At 52.2% G+C, this 22,439-nt stretch carries 20 protein-coding genes; 16 read left to right on the plus strand and 4 right to left on the minus strand.

Annotation, left to right across the window (positions count from 1 at the left end):
• Positions 1-67: 67 nt before the first annotated feature.
• The 4 genes from NST99_RS02165 (at position 68) to sdaAA (ending at position 2,824) form a co-directional block, all read left to right on the plus strand.
• Positions 68-655: a DUF4269 domain-containing protein gene (locus NST99_RS02165; protein WP_341089456.1), complete on the plus strand. Its 588-nt coding sequence runs from the start codon at positions 68-70 to the stop codon at positions 653-655.
• A gap of 23 nt (positions 656-678) precedes the next feature.
• Positions 679-1,128, plus strand: coding sequence for a GNAT family N-acetyltransferase (locus NST99_RS02170; protein WP_341089458.1), 450 nt, complete (start codon positions 679-681; stop codon positions 1,126-1,128).
• 110 nt (positions 1,129-1,238) lie between these two features.
• Positions 1,239-1,949, plus strand: a complete 711-nt coding sequence (gene sdaAB / locus NST99_RS02175; protein WP_340895185.1) for an L-serine ammonia-lyase, iron-sulfur-dependent subunit beta — start codon at positions 1,239-1,241, stop codon at positions 1,947-1,949.
• On the plus strand, positions 1,946-2,824 hold the full coding sequence (gene sdaAA, locus NST99_RS02180; protein ID WP_341089460.1) for an L-serine ammonia-lyase, iron-sulfur-dependent, subunit alpha: 879 nt from the start codon (positions 1,946-1,948) through the stop codon (positions 2,822-2,824). Before sdaAB ends, sdaAA begins: the two co-directional genes overlap by 4 nt.
• A gap of 25 nt (positions 2,825-2,849) precedes the next feature.
• Here the strand turns inward: sdaAA and NST99_RS02185 are convergent, their stop codons facing one another.
• Positions 2,850-3,152: a hypothetical protein gene (locus NST99_RS02185; RefSeq protein WP_341089461.1), complete on the minus strand. Its 303-nt coding sequence runs from the start codon at positions 3,150-3,152 to the stop codon at positions 2,850-2,852.
• 69 nt (positions 3,153-3,221) lie between these two features.
• Between NST99_RS02185 and NST99_RS02190 the strand changes: the two genes are divergently transcribed.
• Entirely contained in the window at positions 3,222-3,416 is a 195-nt protein-coding gene (locus NST99_RS02190; RefSeq protein ID WP_038585239.1) for a YwbE family protein, read from the plus strand.
• Between the two features lie 221 nt (positions 3,417-3,637).
• Here NST99_RS02190 and NST99_RS02195 read toward each other — a convergent pair whose 3' ends face one another.
• Positions 3,638-4,480 (minus strand): HNH endonuclease, encoded by an 843-nt coding sequence (locus NST99_RS02195; protein ID WP_341089462.1) that lies wholly within the window; start codon positions 4,478-4,480, stop codon positions 3,638-3,640.
• 224 nt (positions 4,481-4,704) lie between these two features.
• On the opposite strand from NST99_RS02195, the gene NST99_RS02200 reads away from it, so the two are divergent.
• The 11 genes from NST99_RS02200 to NST99_RS02250 all read left to right on the plus strand — a co-directional run bounded on the left by NST99_RS02200 (position 4,705) and on the right by NST99_RS02250 (position 20,023).
• On the plus strand, positions 4,705-5,187 hold the full coding sequence (locus NST99_RS02200; RefSeq protein WP_341089463.1) for a hypothetical protein: 483 nt from the start codon (positions 4,705-4,707) through the stop codon (positions 5,185-5,187).
• Positions 5,188-5,240: 53 nt separating this feature from the next.
• The gene (locus NST99_RS02205) at positions 5,241-6,257 is read left to right on the plus strand and encodes a LacI family DNA-binding transcriptional regulator (RefSeq protein WP_341089464.1); all 1,017 of its coding nucleotides are present in this window, start codon (positions 5,241-5,243) and stop codon (positions 6,255-6,257) included.
• Positions 6,258-6,353: 96 nt separating this feature from the next.
• A complete protein-coding gene (locus NST99_RS02210; RefSeq protein WP_341089465.1) occupies positions 6,354-7,691 on the plus strand; it encodes a glycoside hydrolase family 30 protein in 1,338 nt (445 codons plus the stop codon).
• A gap of 103 nt (positions 7,692-7,794) precedes the next feature.
• Complete coding sequence (locus tag NST99_RS02215; protein ID WP_341089466.1) at positions 7,795-11,022, plus strand: cellobiose phosphorylase; 3,228 nt, start codon at positions 7,795-7,797, stop codon at positions 11,020-11,022.
• Between the two features lie 198 nt (positions 11,023-11,220).
• Positions 11,221-12,210 carry an ABC transporter permease gene (locus NST99_RS02220; protein WP_341089467.1) on the plus strand — a complete coding sequence of 330 codons (990 nt, stop codon included), beginning with the start codon at positions 11,221-11,223 and terminating at the stop codon, positions 12,208-12,210.
• A gap of 18 nt (positions 12,211-12,228) precedes the next feature.
• Positions 12,229-13,119: a carbohydrate ABC transporter permease gene (locus tag NST99_RS02225; RefSeq protein WP_341089469.1), complete on the plus strand. Its 891-nt coding sequence runs from the start codon at positions 12,229-12,231 to the stop codon at positions 13,117-13,119.
• 114 nt (positions 13,120-13,233) lie between these two features.
• On the plus strand, positions 13,234-14,922 hold the full coding sequence (locus tag NST99_RS02230) for an extracellular solute-binding protein (protein WP_341089470.1): 1,689 nt from the start codon (positions 13,234-13,236) through the stop codon (positions 14,920-14,922).
• Positions 14,923-15,130: 208 nt separating this feature from the next.
• The gene (locus NST99_RS02235) at positions 15,131-16,915 is read left to right on the plus strand and encodes a cache domain-containing sensor histidine kinase (RefSeq protein ID WP_341097525.1); all 1,785 of its coding nucleotides are present in this window, start codon (positions 15,131-15,133) and stop codon (positions 16,913-16,915) included.
• On the plus strand, positions 16,912-18,498 hold the full coding sequence (locus NST99_RS02240) for a response regulator (protein WP_341089471.1): 1,587 nt from the start codon (positions 16,912-16,914) through the stop codon (positions 18,496-18,498). The genes NST99_RS02235 and NST99_RS02240 overlap by 4 nt, the downstream gene beginning before the upstream one ends.
• A 23-nt stretch (positions 18,499-18,521) precedes the next feature.
• Positions 18,522-19,328 carry an aminoglycoside N(3)-acetyltransferase gene (locus tag NST99_RS02245; RefSeq protein ID WP_341089472.1) on the plus strand — a complete coding sequence of 269 codons (807 nt, stop codon included), beginning with the start codon at positions 18,522-18,524 and terminating at the stop codon, positions 19,326-19,328.
• Between the two features lie 56 nt (positions 19,329-19,384).
• Positions 19,385-20,023 (plus strand): histidine phosphatase family protein, encoded by a 639-nt coding sequence (locus tag NST99_RS02250; RefSeq protein ID WP_341089473.1) that lies wholly within the window; start codon positions 19,385-19,387, stop codon positions 20,021-20,023.
• Between the two features lie 137 nt (positions 20,024-20,160).
• Here the strand turns inward: NST99_RS02250 and NST99_RS02255 are convergent, their stop codons facing one another.
• Both NST99_RS02255 and NST99_RS02260 read right to left on the minus strand, forming a co-directional pair.
• Entirely contained in the window at positions 20,161-21,435 is a 1,275-nt protein-coding gene (locus NST99_RS02255) for an MFS transporter (RefSeq protein ID WP_341089474.1), read from the minus strand.
• 56 nt (positions 21,436-21,491) lie between these two features.
• Positions 21,492-22,394 (minus strand): ArsR/SmtB family transcription factor, encoded by a 903-nt coding sequence (locus NST99_RS02260; RefSeq protein WP_341089475.1) that lies wholly within the window; start codon positions 22,392-22,394, stop codon positions 21,492-21,494.
• Positions 22,395-22,439 lie beyond the last annotated feature (45 nt).

The raw sequence follows: 22,439 nt of genomic DNA on the forward strand, positions 1-22,439 counted from the left end.
GATCAGGGCGACAAATCTTCTTGCATTCTATGAAAAAAGAAAATGATATATTACCTGGGAGGAACGTATGGCGGATCGTGTGAACTGGTTCAATATTGCCTATTTGCAGCAGGGCACGGTACTTCAAAGAGAGGTATACAATCTGCTTCAGGAACTGCGGATTATGGAGCTTCTTGCGGACTATGATCCGCTGCTTGCAGGTACGATACCTCTGGGAATTCAAGTGGAGGGCAGCGATCTCGATCTGATCTGCGAGGTACATGACCCCGTGCGCTTTACCGCCGAGGTTCACATTAATTTCGGGCAGTGCACTGGGTATTCCGCCGTAACCCGGTTGGTTGGGGGAATAACACGCACCAAGATTAATTTTCATGCCGGAGGCTGGCCGATTGAATTGTTCGGGCAAGCCAAGCCAGCGCGGCAGCAGAACGCTTGGCTGCATATGCTGGTAGAGGGGCAGATATTGGATTTGCTGGGAGAAAGCTTCCGCAAAGAAATTATTTTGCTGAAGTCAGGCGGAATGAAGACGGAACCGGCTTTTGCGAGACTGCTGAAGCTGGAAGGCGATCCTTATGAGGCGCTGCTGGACCTTGGCGGGCTTCGTCAAGAGGAGCTGGAATACATATGCAAGAAGGCTTATCCCTACATACAATGAACAATGGAAACGGGGGAGGAATATTGAAGTACAGAGCAATGGTTGCAGATGATTATGAGGAAGCTTATTTTTTATGGGGGAATACTACAGGTATGAACCTCAGCCAGGCTGACTCCCGGGAAGAAATTGTTCGTTATCTGGAGCGCAACCCCGGACTGAGTCTAGTCTGCGAGAATGAAGCGGGTAAAATTGCCGGGACTGCAATGTGCGGACATGACGGGCGGAGAGGGTATATGTATCATGTAGCTGTCAGCGGAGAATGCCGCGGAGCAGGAGTCGGCCGTGAACTGGTCTCCCGTTGTCTAGGCAAATTGCGGGAAGCCGGTATTGTGAAATGCCACTTGATGGTTATTGAGGGGAATGAGCTGGGCCGCAGGTTCTGGTCGGGCATCGGCTGGCAGGAACGGGACGGGATTGTTCTTTTCTCACAGGATACTGAATCAGGCGGAGAGATTTCAGAGCATCGGCCCTGATAATGATCTATCGTAAGGTGACATACCAATGTAATAGTGTAGCTTCTGCATTCGTGCAGTATAATATATGTGAGTATATTGTCGAATTTTGATAGGTGGCGATCTGAACTATGCGCTTTAAAGATGTATTCTCAATTATCGGCCCGGCGATGGTCGGGCCTTCCAGTTCGCATACTGCGGGAGCGGCCCGGATTGGCAGAGCAGCCCGTCAGGTGCTTGGTGAAGTGCCGGGCGAGGCTGAGGTCATTTTCTTCGGTTCCTTTGCCGCAACCTATCAGGGGCATGGCACAGACCGGGCAATTGCCGGCGGGCTGCTGGATTTCGCTACGGATGACCACCGTCTGCCCGATTCTATCGAGCTTGCACAAGAGGACGGGATGGAGATTTCCTTCCGGCAGGGAACGGGGCTGTTCCCCCACCCCAATACGGTTCGCTTACGTCTTGTCGGCCGGGAGACCGGAACAGAAATGACGCTTACGGGGATCTCGATTGGCGGCGGCAATATTGAAATTGTAGATATCGACGGCTTCGGGGTTAAGCTTACGGGAATGTATCCGACAGTGCTGATTAACCATATGGACTATCTGGGAGTACTCGCGAGTGTTACCGATGTAATGCGCAAAGGCCAGTTTAATATCGGGCATATGTCCCTGGACCGCAAGAACCGCAGCGGTGCAGCTTTGACAGTGCTGGAGCTGGATGAGCCAGCCACAGCAGAGCTGCTCAAGGATCTGGCAGGCCTGCCGGCCGTGAAGTCGGTGAAGGTTGTTGATTTAAACGAACCAACGCAAGTAAAGAAAGGGAAGGATAGCTCATCATGAATTTTCAAACATTAAGCCAGTTGGCGGTACTATGCGAGGAACGGGGTTTGGGTATCGGCCAGCTTATGCTTGAGGAGCAAAGCGCAGAGTCTGGACGTTCCACAGAGCAGGAGTTCGCCACGATGAGCCAGTACTACGGAGTGATGAAAGAGGCGGTGCACCGCGGTATGCACGAAGATACCACCTCGCGCAGCGGTCTGACCGGCCTTGATGCGCAGCGGGTTGCTGCCTACAATGAGGCGGATGAACCGTGTCTTGGTGGATCTGCCGGTACCGCGATGGCCTATGCGCTGGCTGTATCTGAAGTGAATGCGTCCATGGGCCGCATTATTGCCACACCGACCGCAGGCTCCTGCGGAATCATTCCCGGTGTATTTCTCAGCTGCCAGGAGCGGTTTGGCTGGGACGATGATTATATGGTGTCGGGCTTGTTCGCCGCCGGTGCCATTGGTTATGTGATCGCCAATAACTCCTTTGTATCCGGTGCGGAAGGCGGATGCCAGGCAGAGGTTGGTTCGGCGATCGGGATGGCTGCGGGAGCGCTGACCGAGCTGCGCGGCGGAACCCCGGCGCAGGCCGTGCATGCTGTCGGTCTGGCACTCAAAAATACACTCGGCCTAATCTGTGATCCTGTGGGCGGCCTTGTGGAAATACCCTGCATTGTGCGCAACGGCTTTGGTGCCGTTACGGCACTTGCCGCAGCGGATATGGCACTGGCCGGCGTGCGCAGCGTAATCCCTTCTGACGAAGTGATTAAGGTAATGCTGGAAGTCGGTTCCGCTATGCCTGAGAAGCACCGTGAAACGGCAGGGGGAGGATTGGCTCAGACCCCTACCGGGCGCCAGATTATGAAGGATCTGCGGAACAAGAAATAATCGGGTCACGCAAATACGGTATATATCAAATCATGCGGAACCGCTCCAACTGCTCCCATAATCCCTCCTGCCGGAGTATTTCCGGCTGTTTTGGACCCATAAGATCGAAATGGGGGAAGGGTTTGCGGTTGTGGATATACTGCGGCGGAAGACCATTCTCCGTACACCAGCGTTTTAGACGGGGCAGGTCACTGCAGCCTACTTTAGTCACTGTAGTAATTCCCGGAAAACGCGGGTCAATCCAATAATGTGTCAGAAAAGCGATCTCTCCTGCCGAGACTGCCTGTTTCCACCGGGTTAATTCTTCTCTGTTAATTCCGAAGGCCATAGCTGTCCTCATCCCTATTCTTTTCAGTAATTGTTGACTCCATTATAACCTATGAAAGGGGAGAAGATCATGAGTGGGCAATCCAGAGCAGACATCCGCCCCGGACTTGAAGTGGATATTGTACTCAAGCAAGACCAGCCAACAGGCAAACTTACGCATGGCACGGTCAAAGATATTTTGACCAATTCGCCCCGCCATCCGCACGGCATCAAGGTGCGGCTGACGGACGGACAAGTCGGCCGGGTTAAGAATATTACCAGCTGAATGAACAAGCCGTTGCATCCCTATTTTTAACTTTCAATAGCGCTCCTTTCGCCTGGCTACTGCTGCCTAACAGCACAGCAGCCACCGGCGGAAGGAGCGTTTATTGTTGTTTAGGCAATTGGTGTTGATCATTGGAGAGTAGAGAAAATTCTGCTTGAATTGGACAATATAATAGATCAAGCTAGATCAGCAGGTGGATTCCTAAAGCTGCCCCGCCGCTCTTAACGGCCCATAAATTCTTCTACATATTGGTCCGCTTTTGTCTGGTTGCATTGATTGCAGGCACAGACGCAGTTGTCGGGAGTGGTGTGGCCGCCTTTGGCGCGCGGCAGCAAGTGATCAATAGTGTCTCCGTACAAGCCGCAGAAATGACAAGTATAGTTGTCCCTGTTTAGAATTAACGTCCGAAAATCCTTATTGCTGTACAGGCGGCGAATCGTGCGGCGGTTCACAACTACTGCGGCATGCTCTCTGACAAGGGTCACAGCCAGCTCCAGATCAATTTTCTGGTGCCAGCGGCGCCCCTTGTCGCTATGTCCGCGCATCAGAATCATCCCCTTAAATGAAGGGATCAGGGCGGAGGCGTCCTGCGGATCGGGCTTCGGTCCGAACGGCTGCGGCGATTTCCGCCGCTGCTCGGCTCCGCGCGGACGCGTCTTTCCCTTGACTCCGGAGGTAAGGGTTGCGGCCTTGCCCTCCTTGGAGCGCTCCGGCAAGGAGTGCAGATGGGTTTTGGGTGCAGGCGCTTTGGAAGCTGCAGAAGCCGGTGCCGATGGGGCCGGTGAACGGCGGGATGCAGCCGCAGGTCCGGGTTCGGAAGTCTGAGCTGAAACAGCGGACACAGACACAGCCCCTATACTGCGGAGCAGTGCAGGAGCGGATCCCGCTTCGCGGGCCTTGCGGCATTCCCGGCAGGCCCCGCGGCGGGACTGGCCCTTGGAGCGTTTTCCGGTCCGCCGGCGGAATTCGGCAAGTGGTTTTAGTTTATGGCAATAGGCGCATTGTTTGGATAAAGGCTGGTTCGTATCGGTCATAGGCATGTGTGGATGATGCTTTGCCAGCATCACCCAGTCCCCTCATTTTTTTATGGATTAGTAAAGGCTTCCTGTTCAACAGATAATAACTTTAGTATAACGTAAAGTGCGCCTGTTCACACCGCAAGCATAAAAATTCGCCGATCCCCAAATTTGTGACATCTGTCTTAGCAGGATAGAGGAAGAACCTGTAAAATCTACTCAAAGCAAGTTAAGATCGATATTTTGGGACGATGAATGCGAGGGGATTAGCAATGATACAAGGCAGGAAAAGACCGGGTGCTGTAATTTTACTGTATATTCTTCAGGCTTTTCTGGGAGTCGGAGCGGTAGGGGGAGGACTGATGCTGCTGGCCGACCCCAGTGGTGAAATGATCGGGATGCCGTCTTCCGTGCTGGAGAGATCGCCCTTTGAGGATTTTGCAATCCCCGGCGTTCTGCTGCTGGTGATCTTTGGACTTCTGCCGCTGCTGGTGCTGTATGGCCTAGTCAAGAAGCCGGATTGGAAGTGGGCGGCCCCGCTGAATCCGTTCAGGACACTGCATAGTGCGTGGGCACTTTCCCTCTATATCGGCTTCGGGCAAATTATCTGGATCATGGTGCAGACCTACATGATGGACGCCGTATCCGTTGTCCATGTGATCTATACCAGCCTGGGCCTGCTGATTCAGGCTGTTACACTGCTGCCTGCGGTACAGGGGTATTTTATGCTGGACGGACGTGCGGAAAGACGTTAGAATGGCAGTGAACAAATAAAGGGCTTTCATTTGAGCCGGGGGAGTGTACCGGAATGACAACTATATATGATATTGCCAAAAGAACCGGTTACTCTCCAACTACGGTATCAAAGGCATTTAATAACTACTCCGATGTGCGGGAGAAGACGCGACAGGAGATTCTGCGGACTGCCCGCGAGATGGGCTACTTACCCAATGCACATGCGCGCACGCTGACTACGAAGAAATCATGGACTCTTGGCGTGCTGTTCGTAGAGGGCACAGGTGTCGGTATCCGTCATCCGTTTTTCGGCGCGGTGATTGAGAGCTTCAAGCAGGTTGCTGTGGCCAAAGGGTATGCCCTGATGTTTATCTCCAAGGATGTCGGCGGCAAGCAAAGCGGGTATTTGGAAAATTGCCGGATTCATGGCGTGGACGGAGTCGTGGTGTTTCTCTCTGATTATGAAGATCCTTATTTTCAGGAGCTGCTGGAGAGCAATATTCCCACGGTTATACTGGATTATGAGACAACGCAGTCACATACGGTCTGCTCGGACAATATTGCCGGTGCGCTGCAGGCGGTGGAATACCTGACTTCTTTGGGACACCGGAGAATTGCCCATATATCCGGGGGGGAGAATACATTTCCGGGCAAACAGCGGGAGAATGGATATAAGGCTGCAATGAAGCAGCACGGGCTTGAGGTACAGGAGGGGTATGTTTCGGTGGGGGCTTTTTATTCCCTGGAGAGCGGCTATGCCGCGATGCAGAGTCTTCTTGAACTGCCGGAACGCCCGACAGCCGTCTTTGCTTCGGGTGACTTGCTGGCGTTAGGCGCGGTTATGGCAGCCAAAGACAAAGGGCTGGCGGTACCGGCGGATATTTCCGTTATGGGTTACGATGATATTGAGCTTGCCCGGTATGTTACTCCAGCTCTGACGACTATTAGGCAGGATACGGCTAATCTCGGAACCCGTGCGGCTGAGATCCTTCTGGCTTCGATCGACGGCAATCAGCAAGAAATGGAGGCGCTTGTGCTTCCCGTCGAAGTGGTCGTGCGGGATTCCTGCGCACCGCCAGGCAATGAATAAAAGGAAGTTCGCCTCGGTGCGCTTTTTTTTCGAAATAATCGAAACCGGTTTCGATTATCATAGCATTCATAATTTATCCAAAAGGAGACAGACAAAATGACAAAGGTAAGCACAGTAGTAACCGCCAAAGAAACAGGAGAACGCTTAAGCCCCAAGGAGGCAATCCAGTTTAAAGCCCGTACTGCCGGACAGCAGGCCGATGTGCAGCTGCAGCCCGAGGTGGAATTTCAAAAGATGATAGGTTTTGGCGGCGCTTTCACTGAAGCGGCGGCCTATACTTTATCGCGTATGAGTCCGGGCAAACGTACAGAGGTTATACACCGCTATTTTCACCCTGTTGAGGGATTGAATTACAGTATGGGCCGCGTGCATATTCATAGCTGTGACTTCGCACTCGGCAATTACACCTATGTGCAGGAACATGATACAGAGCTGGCTACCTTTGACATCTCCCATGACCATAAGTGGGTGCTGCCGCTGATCAAGGATGCCATGGAGGTAAAAGGCGGACCTTTCACAATGCTGGCTTCTCCCTGGAGCCCTCCGGCATGGATGAAGACGAACGGGGAGATGAATAACGGCGGTTCGCTGAAACCGGAATACGGGGATGCCTGGGCGCGTTATTATACAAAGTTCATTGAAGCCTACCGCAAAGAGGGCATTCCGGTATGGGCGGTCTCGGTTCAGAATGAGCCGGCAGCTGTTCAGACCTGGGATTCTTGTGTCTACAGCGCGGAAGAGGAACGGGATTTTGTTAAAAATCACCTCGGACCGGTCATGCACAAAGCGGGACTGGCGGATGTGAATATCGTGATTTGGGACCACAACCGCGATATTATGGTCGAACGTGTAACACCTATCCTGTCCGATCCCGAAGCGGCGCAATATGTATGGGGCAGCGGTCTTCACTGGTATGGCGGTGAGGAATTCGACAAGGTGGCCAAGGTGCATGAGCTTTTCCCGGATAAGCATCTACTGTTCACGGAAGGCTGCCAGGAGGGCGGAGTACGGCTTGGAGAGTGGTTCACAGGAGAACGTTACGGGCGGAATATGATCGGTGATCTTAACGCCTGGACCGAAGGGTATTTGGACTGGAATCTGGTGCTGGATGAGACCGGAGGACCGAACCATGTAGGCAATTTCTGTGATGCTCCGATCATTGCCGATACGACGACAGACGAGGTGCACTATAACAGCTCTTATTATTACATCGGGCATTTCAGTAAATTTATCGCTCCGGGTGCTGTGCGGATCGGGCTGGAGTCCACTGCAGAAGGTGTGCTTTCCACAGCTTTCCGCAATCCGGACGGCAGCATTGCCGTGGTGCTGATGAATGAGAGCGGGGGAGAGCGTTCCCTGACCCTGGGTCTGGGTGCAGAGCTGGCTGAATGCTGCCTGGCGCCGCACTCCATTGTTACGCATGTCCTCTCGTAGGTCAGCATAAGCTCACAAAACTAAAGCAAATACTTCCGAAGCGAGTTTTGTACGAAGTCAATTCAGGAAGCATAAGCTCACAAAACTTTTAGGAGGGCTTGTCATGAGCAAATCTTATTTTGATGCAGGCAAATTTATTATGGAGCAATTTCACGAGAGTAAGCCGTTTGCCAGCTTTTTGCCCGGGCTCGCCGGGCTCAAGGGAATTCCGATGTGGACCTTCTATGTCAACCGGGGCCAAGGGGTCTGCAGCTTCGGGGTACGGGATAAAAACTCGCCGATCATGGAATTTTCTCCGGCGAATATTTCTTATAAAAATGTAGCGTCTTCCGGCTTCCGCACCTTCATCAAGCTGGGCAATACGCCGGAAATCTATGAGCCGTTCCAGTCGGCACGTCCTGATCCAGCAGCCAAACGGACCATGACCATCCTGCCGAACGGGCTAACCATTGAGGAAGCTCATGCCGGGCATGGATTGAAGACGACCGTACACTACTTTAACCTGCCAAATGATGATTACGCCGCGCTTATCCGGCGGGTGGAAATCGAAAATACAGGCACTGAGAAGCTGGAGTTTGAGCTGCTGGACGGGTTGCCAGAGGTTCTGCCTTACGGTGTGGAGAACAGCGGCTACAAGGAAATGGGCAACCTGCTGCGCAGTTGGATGGATGTATACAACCTGGAGAATGGCATTCCATTCTATAAGCTGCGCTCCAGCACGAATGATGATGCGGAAATCAGTGAAATCAATAACGGCCATTTCTATCTTTCCTTCACAGCTGAGGGGGAAATGCTGGCACCGATTGTAGATTTCGAGCTTGTGTTTGGCGGAAACACCTCGCTTGCCTACCCGGACGGCTTCGCCGGACAGCCGCTTGCAGTGCTGCTGGAACAGCCGCAATATCCGGTGAACAAGGTGCCTTGCGGCTTCAGCGGTACAGCACGTACGCTTGCTCCCGGCGGCAAGCTGACGCTGAATACGATCATCGGGCATGTCAACGAGATCGGGAAGATCAATCAGAAATCGGCGGAGATCTGCCGCGAGGAGTATATTACAGCCAAGGCGCAGGAGGCGGCCAGCCTGACCGAGGAGCTGACGGCGGATATCGCCACCCGTACCTCCTCAGCAGTGTTCGATGCCTACTGCCGGCAGTCCTATCTTGACAACTTTCTGCGCGGCGGCTATCCGTTTATCTTTGACAACGGGGAAGACGGCTTTGTCGTACATCTATACTCGCGCAAGCACGGCGATATGGAGCGGGATTATAACTTCTTCTCTCTGGCACCGGAATATTATTCCCAGGGCAACGGGAATTTCCGCGATATGAACCAGAACCGGCGCAACGATGTATTTTTCCATCCGCAGGTCGGCAGCTTCAACATCAAGATGTTCTACAGCCTGATTCAGGCGGACGGCTATAACCCGCTCAGTGTGCAGGGAACCAGCTTTGAAGTGCTGCCGGAGAATGCGGAGAAGCTGAACGGCTGGATTGCCGAAGCTGCAGCCGATCACCGGGAGGAACTCGTGAAGCTGTGCGCAGGCCGCTTCACACCGGGCCGCCTGATCAATTACATCGCCGACCACAACGTTACGCTGAAGGTAGACGAACAGCAATTTCTCAGCGGTGTGCTTGCCCTGGCGCAGCAGAATATAGAGGCTGCCTTTGGCGAAGGCTTCTGGTCCGACCATTGGACGTACAATCTTGATCTGGTCGAAGGTTATCTGGATGTATTCCCGGATCAACAGCAGGAGCTTCTGTTCGGGGATGAATCCTACACGTTCTATGACAGTCCGGCCTATGTGCTTCCGCGCAGCGAGAAATATGTGCTGAGCGGCGGGAAGGTCCGGCAGTACGGTTCACTGCTGGAGGACGAGGAGAAGCTGCACAGACTGCAGCGCAAAGCCGGAGATACCCAGTGGCTGCGCACGGAAGGCGGGTTCGGGGAGATTTACCGCACAAATCTGTTCGTGAAGATGATCTCGCTTGCCTTGAACAAATTTGCGACCCTTGATCCGTATGGTATGGGTGTGGAAATGGAGGGCAACAAACCAGGCTGGAATGATGCTATGAACGGGCTGCCCGGATTATTTGGTTCAGGGATGAGTGAGACGTTCGAGCTGAAACGGATGATCCTCTTCTTACTGGAGGCGCTGGAGAACGGGGGGGACGGCACCGAAGCTGTAGCGCTTCCGGTGGAGATGGCGCGGCTGCTGGAGCGGGTGCATCAAGCCGTGACGGTTATGCTTGCCGGCGGGACCAGCCAATTTGGCTACTGGGATACTGTGGCTTCGGCGCGTGAAGCTTACCGGGAGAGCATCCGGTTCGGAATTGCCGGTGAATTGGCCGAGGTCCCACTTACCGTCATCCGTGAGGCGCTTGGCAAATTCTTGCTCAAAATTAATGAAGGCATTGATAGAGCCGTAGAAATGGGCGGCGGGCTTGCTCCAACTTATTTCCGGTTCGAGGCCGTGCGCTTTCAGCCGGTGACGGATGAGGCGGGTAAACCGGTAATCAGCGGCTACGGCCTGCCGAAGGCAGTGGTGGAAGAGTTCGAAGCCTATGTCCTGCCGTATTTCCTGGAGGGGCCAACCCGCTGGCTCAAAACGCTGGAAAGCCCGGAGCAGGCAAAGGACATCTATACCAGAGTGAAAAATACCGGTCTATACGATCCAGTCACTTCGATGTACCGGACGTCGGTCTCGCTGGAGCAGGAGTCGAACGATATCGGGCGGATACGGGCGTTTACTCCGGGCTGGCAGGAGCGGGAGTCCAATTTCCTGCATATGTCCTATAAATATTTGCTGGAGCTGCTGAAATCGGGGCTGTACGAGGAGTTCTTCAGTGAAATGAAGACTTCGCTGATTCCGTTCCTCGATCCGGCTGTATACGGGCGCAGCACCCTGGAGAATTCCTCGTTCATTGCTACGGGCGGGAATCCGGACCCGGGCACTCACGGCCGGGGATTTGTAGCCAGACTCAGCGGTTCCACCGCAGAGTTCCTGAGCATGTGGAGAACGATGATGGCCGGAAGCCGTGTGTTCACAGTAGAGGATGGTGAGTTGACGCTGGCGCTTGCACCGGCACTGCCGGGCTGGCTGTTCGATGAACAGGGCAATCTGTCGTTCACCTTCCTGGGGGGCACGGAGGTCACCTATTACAACCCTAAACGGGCCGATACCTTTGGAGCAGAGCGGGCGGTGATCCAGAACCTTACGCTGGTCTACCGTGACGGGACCGTTACCCCGATTTCGGGAGCGCTGCTGCGCGGTGCGGAAGCTGAAGCCCTGCGCCGGGGAGAGATTGTGGCGATCCGTGCAGTTATGGGTTAAAGAGACTGAGCAAATGAGGAAGGCTGAAAAGGCCTTTCTCTTTTTGTGTGAAATATCTTAAATTCCGTCCTTATCCGAAAAATGAGCCCCTAAATATGAAAATTGCGGCCTTTCGGGGAACGCGGAATACAATTACAATAAATACATAGAGCTGTAAGCGCTTTAAATATAGATAGATTGGTTTTGGAGGTCCATATCATGGAGAACAAAAGAGGCGACGGAATAAATCCGGCGAAACGGCCGCTGATTCCTGCGGCAATCGAAACCGGTTTTGGTAACAGAAGGCCACTCTGGAGGAGATTTCTGGCCCAGCGCCATCTGCAGACAATGGCATTGCTCGGCGTGGTCTGGATGATCATTTTCAACTATATTCCAATGTACAGCATCATCATCGCTTTCAAGGAGTTTAATATCGTCAAGTCGATTTCCGAGGCCCCCTGGGTAGGTCTTACCCACTTTAGGGAGTTTCTGGCGGATGATAATTTTGGGAATGTCATGAAAAACACCCTGGGGATCAGTTTAATCAAGCTGTTTGTCGGTTTTCCTTTGCCGATCATATTCGCGCTTTTTCTGAATGAAGTCCGTTCGATCCGGTATAAGAAAACCATTCAGACGATTTCCTACCTGCCGCATTTTCTTTCCTGGGTAGTGCTCGGCGGGATTCTCGCCACATGGCTGGCGGATGTCGGGATCATCAATCATATCTTGATGGGGCTTCACTTAATCGACCAGCCCATTACTTTCTTGGCTGAGCCCAAGTATTTCTGGACCGTCATTATCTCTTCCGATATTTGGAAAGAGCTTGGCTGGTCAGCTATCATCTATCTGGCAGCGATCGCCGGTGTATCTCCCGAGATGTATGAAGCAGCAACGATTGACGGAGCCGGAAGGTTCCAGAAGATGTGGTATGTTACTTTGCCATCGATCAAATCGACGATCAGCATCCTGTTTATTCTTGCGGTCGGCGGTGTGATGAACTCCAACTTTGACCAGATCCTGGTCCTGCGCAATTCGCTTAATGACAGCAGAAGTAATGTAATTGATTATTATGTTTACCAGACCGGCCTGCTTTCGGCGCGTTTCTCTTATTCTGCTGCCATCGGGCTGTTCAAATCAGTTATCGCTCTCATTCTACTGCTGATTGCCAATCGAGTAACCAAAAAAATCAACGACACATCGTTGTTTTAGGCCAAGGAGGACCTGCACATGTTTGCACTGAAACGCAAAACAAAGGGCGAAGTCATCTTCGATCTAGCCAACAATGTCTTCATGTTATGTATATGTTTCATTACCCTATATCCTATCTGGTACGTGCTGATCAACGCCTTTAACGATGGCAAAGACGCCATGCTGGGCAATATTTACTGGTGGCCGCGCATGTTCACCTTTAAGAACTTCGAGGCGGTATTCGCAAGCCCCGGCATCATGCGGGCCATGTGGATTACCGTTGCTAAGACCGTAATCGGTGTTGTCGCCCATGTATTCTTTACAGCCATGGTAGCATACGCGCTTTCCCGCAAGGATCTGATCGGAGGCAAAATTTATATTCTGATGGGTACAGTAACTCTCTTCTTTGCGGGGGGGCTCATTCCAAGCTATCTGCTCATGCGGGATCTGCATCTGCTAGAGAACTTCTGGGTTTATATTATTCCAGTGTTGTTCAGCTTCTATGATCTAATCATCCTGATGACCTTCTTCAGGGAAATTCCAGACGGATTAGAAGAGGCGGCCCGGATTGACGGGGCCAATGACTGGTCGATCTTCCTGCGGATTGTACTGCCGGTGTCGATGCCCGTTCTTGCTACGATTGCACTATTCCATGGTGTGTATCAATGGAATGACTATTTTACAGGGATGATCTATATCAACAATGAAAATATGCAGCCCATTCAGACCTATTTGTACCGTGTGGTGGCCCAGTCCAGTTCAAACCAGATGATGGTTGCCGTTCAGGGCAGCGCCCTTACCAAAACGGTAACGTCACAGTCGATTAAATTAGCTACCATGGTGGTCACTACACTTCCAATTGTGTTTGTATACCCGTTCCTGCAGCGTTATTTTGTCAAGGGAATGATGATTGGCTCGATCAAGGGCTAAAAGTGACCTGTAAAACAAAGCTTCGGCACACCAAGGTAACTCCTCCAGTCGTTTCGCAACGGTTCTGGGGTTATAGCTTATAATTACACATTCTCAGAAAAGGGGTAATAAAGCATGGGAATCAAACGTAAGCCAAAGAAAATGGTGCTTCTGCTGTTGACATTAATTATGTCACTTTCAACAGCAGCCTGTTCCAGCGGCAATGGTGACAAGAATAACGAGGGTAAGGCTAATAACGGAAAAGCGGCGAATGCGTCAGCAACAGCAGAGGCGACCAAAGCACCCGTATCTGCGGATGAACCCGGATGGAAGTCCGATACTTCTCCGATTACCTTTGACTGGTATCTAAATTTCGCCTGGTTCCCTAATAAATGGGGTGTAGACCCAACCTCCCAATATATTACCAAAAAAACCGGTGTAGATATTAACTTCATCGTTCCTGCAGGTAATGAAAATGAAAAACTGAATACCCTTATGGCTTCCGGTAAGCTGCCCGACTTCATCACGCTGGGCTGGTACGAAGATGCTGTTAAGAAAATGATCGAAGGCGAGCTTGTGCTTCCGCTTAATAAGCTGGCTGATGAATATGACCCTTATTTCTACAAAGTATCCGATCCAGACAAGTTAGGCTGGTATACGCAAGCGGATGGTAATGTTTACGGCTATCCTAATGCTTCCTCTTCTCCAGCCGACTACGAGAAATATGGCGATAAATATGTATCCAACCAAACCTTCGTTGTCCGCAAGGATATGTATGAAGCTATCGGCAGCCCGGACATGCGCACACCGGAAGGATTCCTGAACGCACTGAAGGCTGCAAAAGAGAAATTCCCTGATATCAATGGACAACCGATGATTCCGCTGGGTCTGCATGAGTTTACCGCAACCGGTAACGATTCGTTGGAGCAATACATTCAGAACTTCCTGGCGATCCCAAGAGAAAAAGACGGCAAGCTGTACAACCGCGAGACAGATCCAGAATATATCAGATGGATGAAGACACTTCGCCAAGCTAATCAGGACGGACTGCTGGCCAAGGATATCTTTATCGACAAACGTCCGCAAATGGAAGAAAAAATTGCTCAAGGCCGTTATTTCGCAATGCTGTATCAACGTACCGACTTTGCAACACAGCTTGGCACCCTGTATCAGCAAGATCCGAATAAAATCTATATCGCTGTAGACGGACCGGCTAACACGAACCTGGATGCGCCTACGCTGAACGGGCCTGCTATTTCCGGCTGGACAGTAACCCTTATCTCCAAAGATGTGAAGGATAAAGCCCGTGCCATTAAGTTCCTCAGCTACCTGAACAGTGAAGAAGGCAATAAAGATCTTTACTTAGGGGAAAAAGGTGTGAGCTATGATACCATTGATGGCAAAGATCAATTCAAACCCGAAGTATTTGAACTGATGAATAAAGACCGTTCGGCATTCGACAAGAAATACGGCTCCTCCTTTACCTTCTGGATGCTGATGAATAACAATATCGCAGATCAATGGGCACCTAAATCGGTAGAGCCTTTCAAACAGCTTGAAGACTGGACCCGGGGAAAAACACACAGTATCTCCGAGTTTGACCAGATTGATCCATTGGCCAACTCTCCAGAAGGGATTATATTAGCCAAAGTTAAAGAGCTGCGCAGCAAAACACTGCCGAAGCTGCTAATGGCTTCTTCGGACGGGGAATTCGACAAAATTTGGACAGAGTACATCGACAAACAAAAGGATCTGGGCCTTGAAAAGGTGCAGGCCTTCCAACAAACGAAATATGAAGAGAACAAGAAAAAACTCGGTATGTAAAAAAGAATAGTCCAAAACGCCCGCTGACCGCGGGCTTTTGGGCGTTTAAAATAAGTAGTCGTACTAACGGTGAGGTGAACGTTACAGCGTGAGACTGGGCAAGCGTACTGGAGCTATATGGGAATCTTTTTTTTATTGGTGGGGGCGGCGTTCACTGCAAAGCCGCTTAATCGCCGCATATATTTTTATTATTTTGGGCCCCTGTTTAATGGTGTCCTTTTATTCATATAAGGCCATCAATAATACTTACGTCAAGGATGCAGTCGACAAGAACAGCTATCTGCTGCAGATGGAGAAGCTGCATATCAATAATCAGATCGAAGTGATGGAACGTGCGGTTCAAATGGCCTATGAGGATAAGGAGGTAAAGGATTATCTGGCAAATACAGAAGAACCGGATCTGGTAGAGCTGGTAGACTTTAACACCAATGTCTTTAGGAATATTACACGTGTCCAATATAACAATCCGAACATCGAACACTTGCGCTTGTATTCAAATAGTAATGTTCATGAGATGTGGCCCATTATCTTCCGTGAAAGCCGTGTAGCCTCTGAGCCTTGGTACCAGAAAGCAGAAAAGCTGAAGGGGCAGTTTTCTTGGTCTTTTCTAAATAGTGACCGGGATCTGCTGGAGCGTTTTTACGGACAAAAACCAAAGCTTGTGCCAAAAGTATCGCTACTGCGTGAAATGAGCATCCCAGAGGATAACCATATCGGAATGGTGCAAGTTGATATGCTGCTGGAGCGGTTTACACCTAAGACTTATACAACTATACAGGATAGCCAATCTCAAATGTTTCTGGTCGATGGGGAAATGCAGCTGTTTACGCGGCCGGATCACTCTTTTCTGCAAGAGAACAGGAAGATGGCTGCAGCAATTACGGATCGTCTGCAATCGTATAATAAGACAGGGGATTGGAATATGCACTATACGGAGAACGGGAAGTCTTTTCTGCTTATAAACACTCCGCTGGACCGGATTAATGCGCACCTGCTCAATGTAGTCTCTATGGAAGGCGTCATGAAGGAGATTTCACATACACGGAATTTAATTATCGGCGTTAACATCGGTTTTATTATATTAGTGACCGCTATTGCTTACGTGCTTAATGCATTTATTCTTAAGAACTTGCGCCGCTTGACCGAAACGATGAAAAAAGTGCGCAGAGGTGAGGCATACACGGGGATTACGATCCGGGGCGGCGGGGAAGTGGGCGAACTCGCGCATCATTTCTCAAAGCTGATGAATACGATCAATACTTTAGTTGCTCAGGCCGTACAAAAGCAAGCACTATCCAAGGAGGCTGAGCTTCGTACATTACACAACCAGATCGATGCCCATTTTCTGTATAATACACTCGAAAATATTAAAATGCTGGCTGAAATGGAGAATCAGCGTACAATCTCCGATGCACTGACCTCGCTCGGCGGTATGATGCGTTATAATTTCAAATGGTCTGGCGAGTATGTGAAGCTGCGTGATGAAGTCCGCCATATCGAAAATTACATTGAAGTGATGAATATCCGCTTCGAGTATCCTATTGTTTTGAAGCTTCGCATTGAAGCTCACTATTTAGAGCTGGAGGTGCTGAAGATGTCTTTGCAGCCTATAGTTGAGAACAGTGTTAAGCATGCCTGGACCGGAGATAAAGAGGAAATGAAGGAGAGAATCATCTGTATTGATATCTCGGAATCCGAAGGTGATATCCTTATAGCTGTCCATGATAATGGGATCGGGCTTACAGCGGAGCGGCAGGCCACTTTGAACGAGAGCGTGTACGCTGTCAAAGAAGAGCAGCCGGCCGCAAGCTTTAGCGGTACGGGAGCCAGTAATCCTAGAGCAAGCGGAATCGGGCTAAGGAATGTGCACCAGCGGCTGCAGCTGTTTTATGGCGGCGCTTACGGGCTGGAAGTGCAGAGTGAGCCAGGGAAATGGACTACGGTCTTCATGACGCTGCCTAAAGTTCTTTTGACGGGGGATAAACAACCATGATGAAACTGCTGATTGTAGATGATGAAAGAATGATCCGCCAGGGCCTGCAAGCGATGATCGAAAGGGAATATCCGTCGCAGTATAGTATTGTGCTGGCAGGTAATGGTACGGAGGCGCTGGAGCTGTTCAGGCAGGAACACAGAGACATTATTATTACGGATATCCGCATGCCGGTCATGGATGGCATTGCACTGCTGGAGCACTTGTCTGCGGAGGCAGCGCCGGGTGAAGACCCGGCTGTTATCATCCTGAGCGGCTATGATGATTTTGAATATGCCAAAAGTGCTATCCGCTACCGTGCCAAAGATTACTTGCTAAAGCCTATCCGCCGGGATGAGCTGTTCAGTATTCTGGAGCAAATCGTTCAGGAGAAGAAGGAGCGTGAGTCCGGCGTCCACAGACTGGAGCTGGAAACGGAGGGTTTCCGCAGGGAGCTGCGTTCGGCCCGTTTGAAGGGACTACTGATGCCGCAGAGGGTGCAGCCATCGCCCGAACAGCAAGAGGAACTGGGCCGGTTGGAGCTGCCTTTTACAGTTGGTGTACTGAATTATTATTACAGTGACGGTGCGCGAATGAAGCCGGAGGAAGTGCAGGGGATGGCCGAACGGCTGGTCGGTCCGCTGGAACAGAAATTTATCGAGATTCTGAAGGATTGGGAGGGGAAGCTGGTGCTGGTCGGCAGCAGCAGGGAAGGTTTTCTGGAGCTGTCCCGGCAAGCCGGGGCCAGGGAGCCGAAGGGGCTGCTCATCGGTATAGGCAGCACAGGCCGCAGTCCGGAGGAATTCCAGACCTGCTACAAAGAGGCTTGCCGCGCGCTGCAGTATACCTTCCTGTCCCCGCAGGCAAGCTTCATGGATTATGCCGATATCCAGGCCAACCGGCTTAACTTTCCGTCACCGGACGAGGAGCTGCGCAAGCTGCTCAACATGCTGGGCACAGACCGTGAGAAGGAGATCAGGAGTCTTTTGGGCGTTATTTTTCAGATCGAGCATTTGCCGCAATTGGATTTGGCTTACCTGGAGAGTGTAGGCCGGAGTATGAATGAACGTGTGCTGGATGAGGTGTTCCGGGTACACGGAGAGGCCTCCGTAGAGGTGCTGAAGCTTTACCGTACGGTCGGTGATTTGTACAATTACCGCCATTTCCATGACTATTACCGTGCACTGGAGCATTTGCTCATCAGTATAAACGATTATATTATAGGCATTAGGACTGCTCATAGTGAGCATGCCGATATGGAAGAGGCACTGGCTTACATCGAGGAGCATTATTCCCGCCCGCTGAATATGGCGATGGTCAGCAATTACGTTTCGCTTAGCTACTCCTATTTCAGTGAAGCCTTTAAGGCTTATACCGGCGAGAGCTTTGTCGTATACTTGAAAAAGGTCCGTATCCGCCATGCAAAGAAACTATTGTCCGAAAACCGTGTCAAGCTGGCGGAGGTGTCTGAGGCTGTCGGGTTCGAGAACAGCAAGCAGTTTGCCCGCGTATTTAAAGAGCTGGAGGGCATCTCCCCGGGTGAATACCGGATGAAGCAGCTGGAGAGGCTGCCTTCCCGTGCAGATAACAAGGAATTCTATTAGCCTAGCTGTTTGGAGAGTGTAAAATGGAAGAAATACAAGGGGATTTGAATACGGTTGAGACGCTTGCATCAGATTTCCGGAAGCTGGGAGTAACCGAAGGCATGACTTTGCTGCTGCATTCGTCCTTTAAATCGCTGGGCCAGTGGGTAGCCGGTGGACCGGTGAGTGTTATACTCGCCCTGGAGCAGGTGCTGGGAGAGGAAGGGACGCTCGTGATGCCTACCCATTCCTCCGATCTGACCGATCCTGCCGGCTGGAGCAATCCTCCGGTGCCCAAGGAATGGTGGCAGAGTATCCGGGAGCAGATGCCGGCCTATGATCCGGACATGACGCTGCTGAGGGGAATGGGGATCATCCCCGACTGCTTCCGCAAGCAGAAGGGGGTTAGGCGCAGCAGCCATCCGATCCATTCCTTCGCCGCATGGGGGAAACACCGGGATGTGATTATTGACGGCCATGCGCTGGAATTTGGCTTGGGGGAGCAATCTCCCCTCGCCCGGATCTATGATCTGAAGGGAAGCGTGCTGCTGCTTGGGGTGGATCATGTTAACAATACCTCCCTTCATCTGGCCGAGCACCGGGCCAGCTATGCCGGGAAGCAGGAGGTCACCGCCGGAGCGCCAATGCTGGTGGACGGAGCCAGACAATGGGTTGAATTCAGAGATTTCAACTGGGATTCGGATGACTTCGCAGCGCTTGGCGAGGAATTTGGCCAAGATACGGGGCGGATTACATATGGTATGGTTGCCGCCTCTGCAGCACAGCTGATTCCGCAGCAGGAGATTGTTGATTATGCGGTGAAGTGGCTGGAGAAGAAGCGGAATCTCTGAATCCGCCGGAATGAATGAATTACGAACAATCTGAGCCAGGAAAAGGAGAAGCGAACATGGGGACGACAACAATATATCTCACGCGGCATGGACAGACGGAGTGGAATGTCCAGCAGCGGATGCAGGGACATCAGGATTCGCCGCTTACGCCGCTTGGCGTGCAGCAGGCGGAATGGTTGAACCGTGGATTAAACAAGGTACAGATTGATGCCGTCTACGCAAGCTCCAGTGAGCGGACCCTGCGGACGGCAGAGATTGTCTGCGGAGAACGGACGCTCCCGGTAATCGCTTGCGATGAATTCAAGGAGATCCGAATGGGCTTGTGGGAAGGCTGCGAGTCTGCGGACATTGAGCTTGCTCATCCGGAGCAGCATCATTATTTCTGGAAAGACCCGGAGAAATTCTCTGTAGAAGGCAGCGAGACATTCCGGGAAGTGCAGGAACGGGCACTGCGGAAGCTTCTGGAGATTGTGGACAAGCATGAAGGGCAGACCGTACTCATTGTTACGCATACTGTAGTGATTAAGGTGCTGATGGCCTATTTTGAAGGCAGGGCAATGAAGCAGCTATGGGATCTGCCATATATTTATCCGACCTGCCTGTGCAGAATTGATATTACGGACGGTGTGCCGGAAATTGTGCTGCATGGAGATACGAGCCATTATGAAACAAGCGAAGCCGGAATGGAATCCTAGCTGATTCGTGATTTGTGTTCCGGTAGATTATTAATTGAATAGAAGCGGCCAACAGGCGATGACCCGGGAATCTGGCATCGCCTGTTTCCGGTGGGCTGATCTGAATGTTGATCTGAATATATTGAAATATCTGTTCGTCACTGTTCGGCGATTGCGTTTTGTGCTACAAAGGTCCCGCCGCTCTGCCGGGTCTTAGCTTCAAGTGCAGACAGGTCACCGTCCAGCGCCTTCAGGCCCGGGAGCAGCAGCGCCAGTCCGGCGCAAAGGAGAGGAAGCAGCCCGGCGGCCAGGAACAGTGCTGGTACGCCGTAAAGCTCGGCGACGGCTCCGCCTGCAAAAGCGCCAAAGGGCTGCAGGCTGCCGCCGATCAGGAAGCGGATCGAGTTGACCCGGCCCTGCAGGTTGCCGGGAACCAGCCGGCCATGCAGGGAGGAGCTTAACGAGCCGAAGAAGGGGCCCAGGACTCCGGCAGCGAACACGGCAGTGAGCGCAAACGGAAAGCTCGGAATCAGGCCCCAGAGCGCAGTGGAGAGCCCAATGGCTCCCAGGCTGCCCAGCATCACGAAACGTCTTCGTTTGATTTCACCCAGCAGGGAAATTATGCCGAGTCCGGTTAAGGTTCCAAGTGCGGAAGCTGTTGTTAGTGTGCCCATAGCCGCCGCGTCACGGTGGAGTACCTCGCGTACATAGGGAACCATCATAGTCCAGACGGCAACGGAGCTTAAGTTGCTGATGGAGGCCATCATCATAATGGTCAACATCGCCGGAAACTGCTTATAGAAGGTGAAGCCTTCGGCAATCTCCCGCATATAAGCCGGTATGGAGAAGGTGCCGGAGCGCGGCGATGGCTTCGGCATCTTCGGCAGGCACAGCAGGGTGGCTATAGCAGCGGTATAACAAACCGCGTTGATGCCAAGCGCCGGCAGGGCACCGCTGGCGGCAGTCAATACACCGGCCAGTGCCGGGCCCAGCAAGGCAGCCGCCCCCTTGCAGCCGTCGATAATGGCGAAGGCGCGCACCAGCTTCCGGCTGTCGGTGACGCCGGGAATCACCGCCATGGCCGTCGGCATGAACAGCGCGGCGCAGGCCCCGCTGAGGCTGGCGGCGGCGAAGAGATGCCAGAGCTCCAGCTTCCCGGCCAGGCCCATGCCCAGCGGCAGCGCAATCGCCAGCAGGCGGATAGCCGCCAGGCAGGCCATGAAGCGCACGCGGTGCAGCCGGTCGGACAGCGGCGAGCCCAGCAGGCGCAGAAGTAGCTCCGGAATGCCGGAGCTGAGGGCCAGTGCCCCCATAGCCAGCTTGGAGCCGGTCAGCTCGTAGACCAGCCATTCCATGGCCAGCAGGCCAAAAGCATCCCCGAAGGCGCTCAAAGATATGGTGGACAGCAAACCATAATAGCTGCGTTTTTTCACAGGATGTACTCCCCTTTCAAGGCAAACCTTACTAAAGATCAGTTCCAATCGCTGCTTCAGCTCTCCAGGTAGGCCCCGATCTGATGAGGCAGATTGTCCAGTGCTTCAAGGCGCAGACTGTACGATACGCTTTTTCCGCTGGAGTGGACAATGACGAGACCTGCTGCGCGCAGAGCGATAAGATGATAATGAATCGTGCTTTTGGACAGGCCGACCTGCTTGACGATCTCGGTGAAGTTCAGCTGTTTGCCTGCAAGCAGACGGAGAATGTACAGCCGTGTCTCATCAGACAGCGCCCGGGTAAGCCGGAGCAGTGCGGGAGCCGGACGTCCTGCTTCCGGAGGAAGAACATCACAGGAGTAGCTGGTAAATACAAATTCATCGTACATAGCGGAAGTAATCAGAGGCCGGGGATGATATTGCGGAATAATAATCACCTGCTTCAGCTGCCCGGCAGGATACAGCCGCATGCCCTCGGTTGCTTGTTCGAAGACCTCCATGTCATTCTCACCGTTCAGCATCGCCCGTCTGGCTTCAGCCTCCCGGCTTAACCCTTCAAGGATTTCGGGATTGATTCCACTGAAGTAACCTGCATCCCAGGCACGCAGAATCTCAGAGGTGGAGTCCCGCAGCTCAGCAAGGTTGGACGGGACGGATTGTCCGAAGCGTCCGGCAATCTCAAACAGCTCACCCGCAGACAGATCCTCGAACCAGCGCAAAAAGCCGCTGACCGAACGGTCCCCCGGACAACTCCAAATATATGGTGCCAAACTGAAATCCTCGACAAGGGTAATAATCTCCCGCATTCTCTGGAGCTGCACCGGTGCAAATCTGGCCTGGACCTCGCGGACCCAGAGCTTTCCTCCATCCATGGCATTATGATTCTGCTTCCAGAGAAAAGCGTTCAGGCTGGCGATACATTCATACATGGGCGCAAAGTCGACTTCTACTTTGTACATTGTTGGGGTTCCTCATTTCCTTCTGTAAATGTGTGTGCAGGATTT

Source organism: Paenibacillus sp. FSL L8-0470 (genome assembly GCF_038008625.1).
GTDB lineage: Bacteria > Bacillota > Bacilli > Paenibacillales > Paenibacillaceae > Paenibacillus_AQ.

Coding starts and splice junctions, on each gene's coding strand:
- NST99_RS02165 (WP_341089456.1), top strand. CDS start 68: ATGGCGGATCGTGTGAACTGGTTCAATATTGCCTATTTGCAGCAGGGC.
- sdaAB (WP_340895185.1), top strand. CDS start 1,239: ATGCGCTTTAAAGATGTATTCTCAATTATCGGCCCGGCGATGGTCGGG.
- sdaAA (WP_341089460.1), top strand. CDS start 1,946: ATGAATTTTCAAACATTAAGCCAGTTGGCGGTACTATGCGAGGAACGG.
- NST99_RS02185 (WP_341089461.1), bottom strand. CDS start 3,152: ATGGCCTTCGGAATTAACAGAGAAGAATTAACCCGGTGGAAACAGGCA.
- NST99_RS02190 (WP_038585239.1), top strand. CDS start 3,222: ATGAGTGGGCAATCCAGAGCAGACATCCGCCCCGGACTTGAAGTGGAT.
- NST99_RS02195 (WP_341089462.1), bottom strand. CDS start 4,480: ATGCTGGCAAAGCATCATCCACACATGCCTATGACCGATACGAACCAG.
- NST99_RS02200 (WP_341089463.1), top strand. CDS start 4,705: ATGATACAAGGCAGGAAAAGACCGGGTGCTGTAATTTTACTGTATATT.
- NST99_RS02205 (WP_341089464.1), top strand. CDS start 5,241: ATGACAACTATATATGATATTGCCAAAAGAACCGGTTACTCTCCAACT.
- NST99_RS02210 (WP_341089465.1), top strand. CDS start 6,354: ATGACAAAGGTAAGCACAGTAGTAACCGCCAAAGAAACAGGAGAACGC.
- NST99_RS02215 (WP_341089466.1), top strand. CDS start 7,795: ATGAGCAAATCTTATTTTGATGCAGGCAAATTTATTATGGAGCAATTT.
- NST99_RS02220 (WP_341089467.1), top strand. CDS start 11,221: ATGGAGAACAAAAGAGGCGACGGAATAAATCCGGCGAAACGGCCGCTG.
- NST99_RS02225 (WP_341089469.1), top strand. CDS start 12,229: ATGTTTGCACTGAAACGCAAAACAAAGGGCGAAGTCATCTTCGATCTA.
- NST99_RS02230 (WP_341089470.1), top strand. CDS start 13,234: ATGGGAATCAAACGTAAGCCAAAGAAAATGGTGCTTCTGCTGTTGACA.
- NST99_RS02235 (WP_341097525.1), top strand. CDS start 15,131: ATGGTGTCCTTTTATTCATATAAGGCCATCAATAATACTTACGTCAAG.
- NST99_RS02240 (WP_341089471.1), top strand. CDS start 16,912: ATGATGAAACTGCTGATTGTAGATGATGAAAGAATGATCCGCCAGGGC.
- NST99_RS02245 (WP_341089472.1), top strand. CDS start 18,522: ATGGAAGAAATACAAGGGGATTTGAATACGGTTGAGACGCTTGCATCA.
- NST99_RS02250 (WP_341089473.1), top strand. CDS start 19,385: ATGGGGACGACAACAATATATCTCACGCGGCATGGACAGACGGAGTGG.
- NST99_RS02260 (WP_341089475.1), bottom strand. CDS start 22,394: ATGTACAAAGTAGAAGTCGACTTTGCGCCCATGTATGAATGTATCGCC.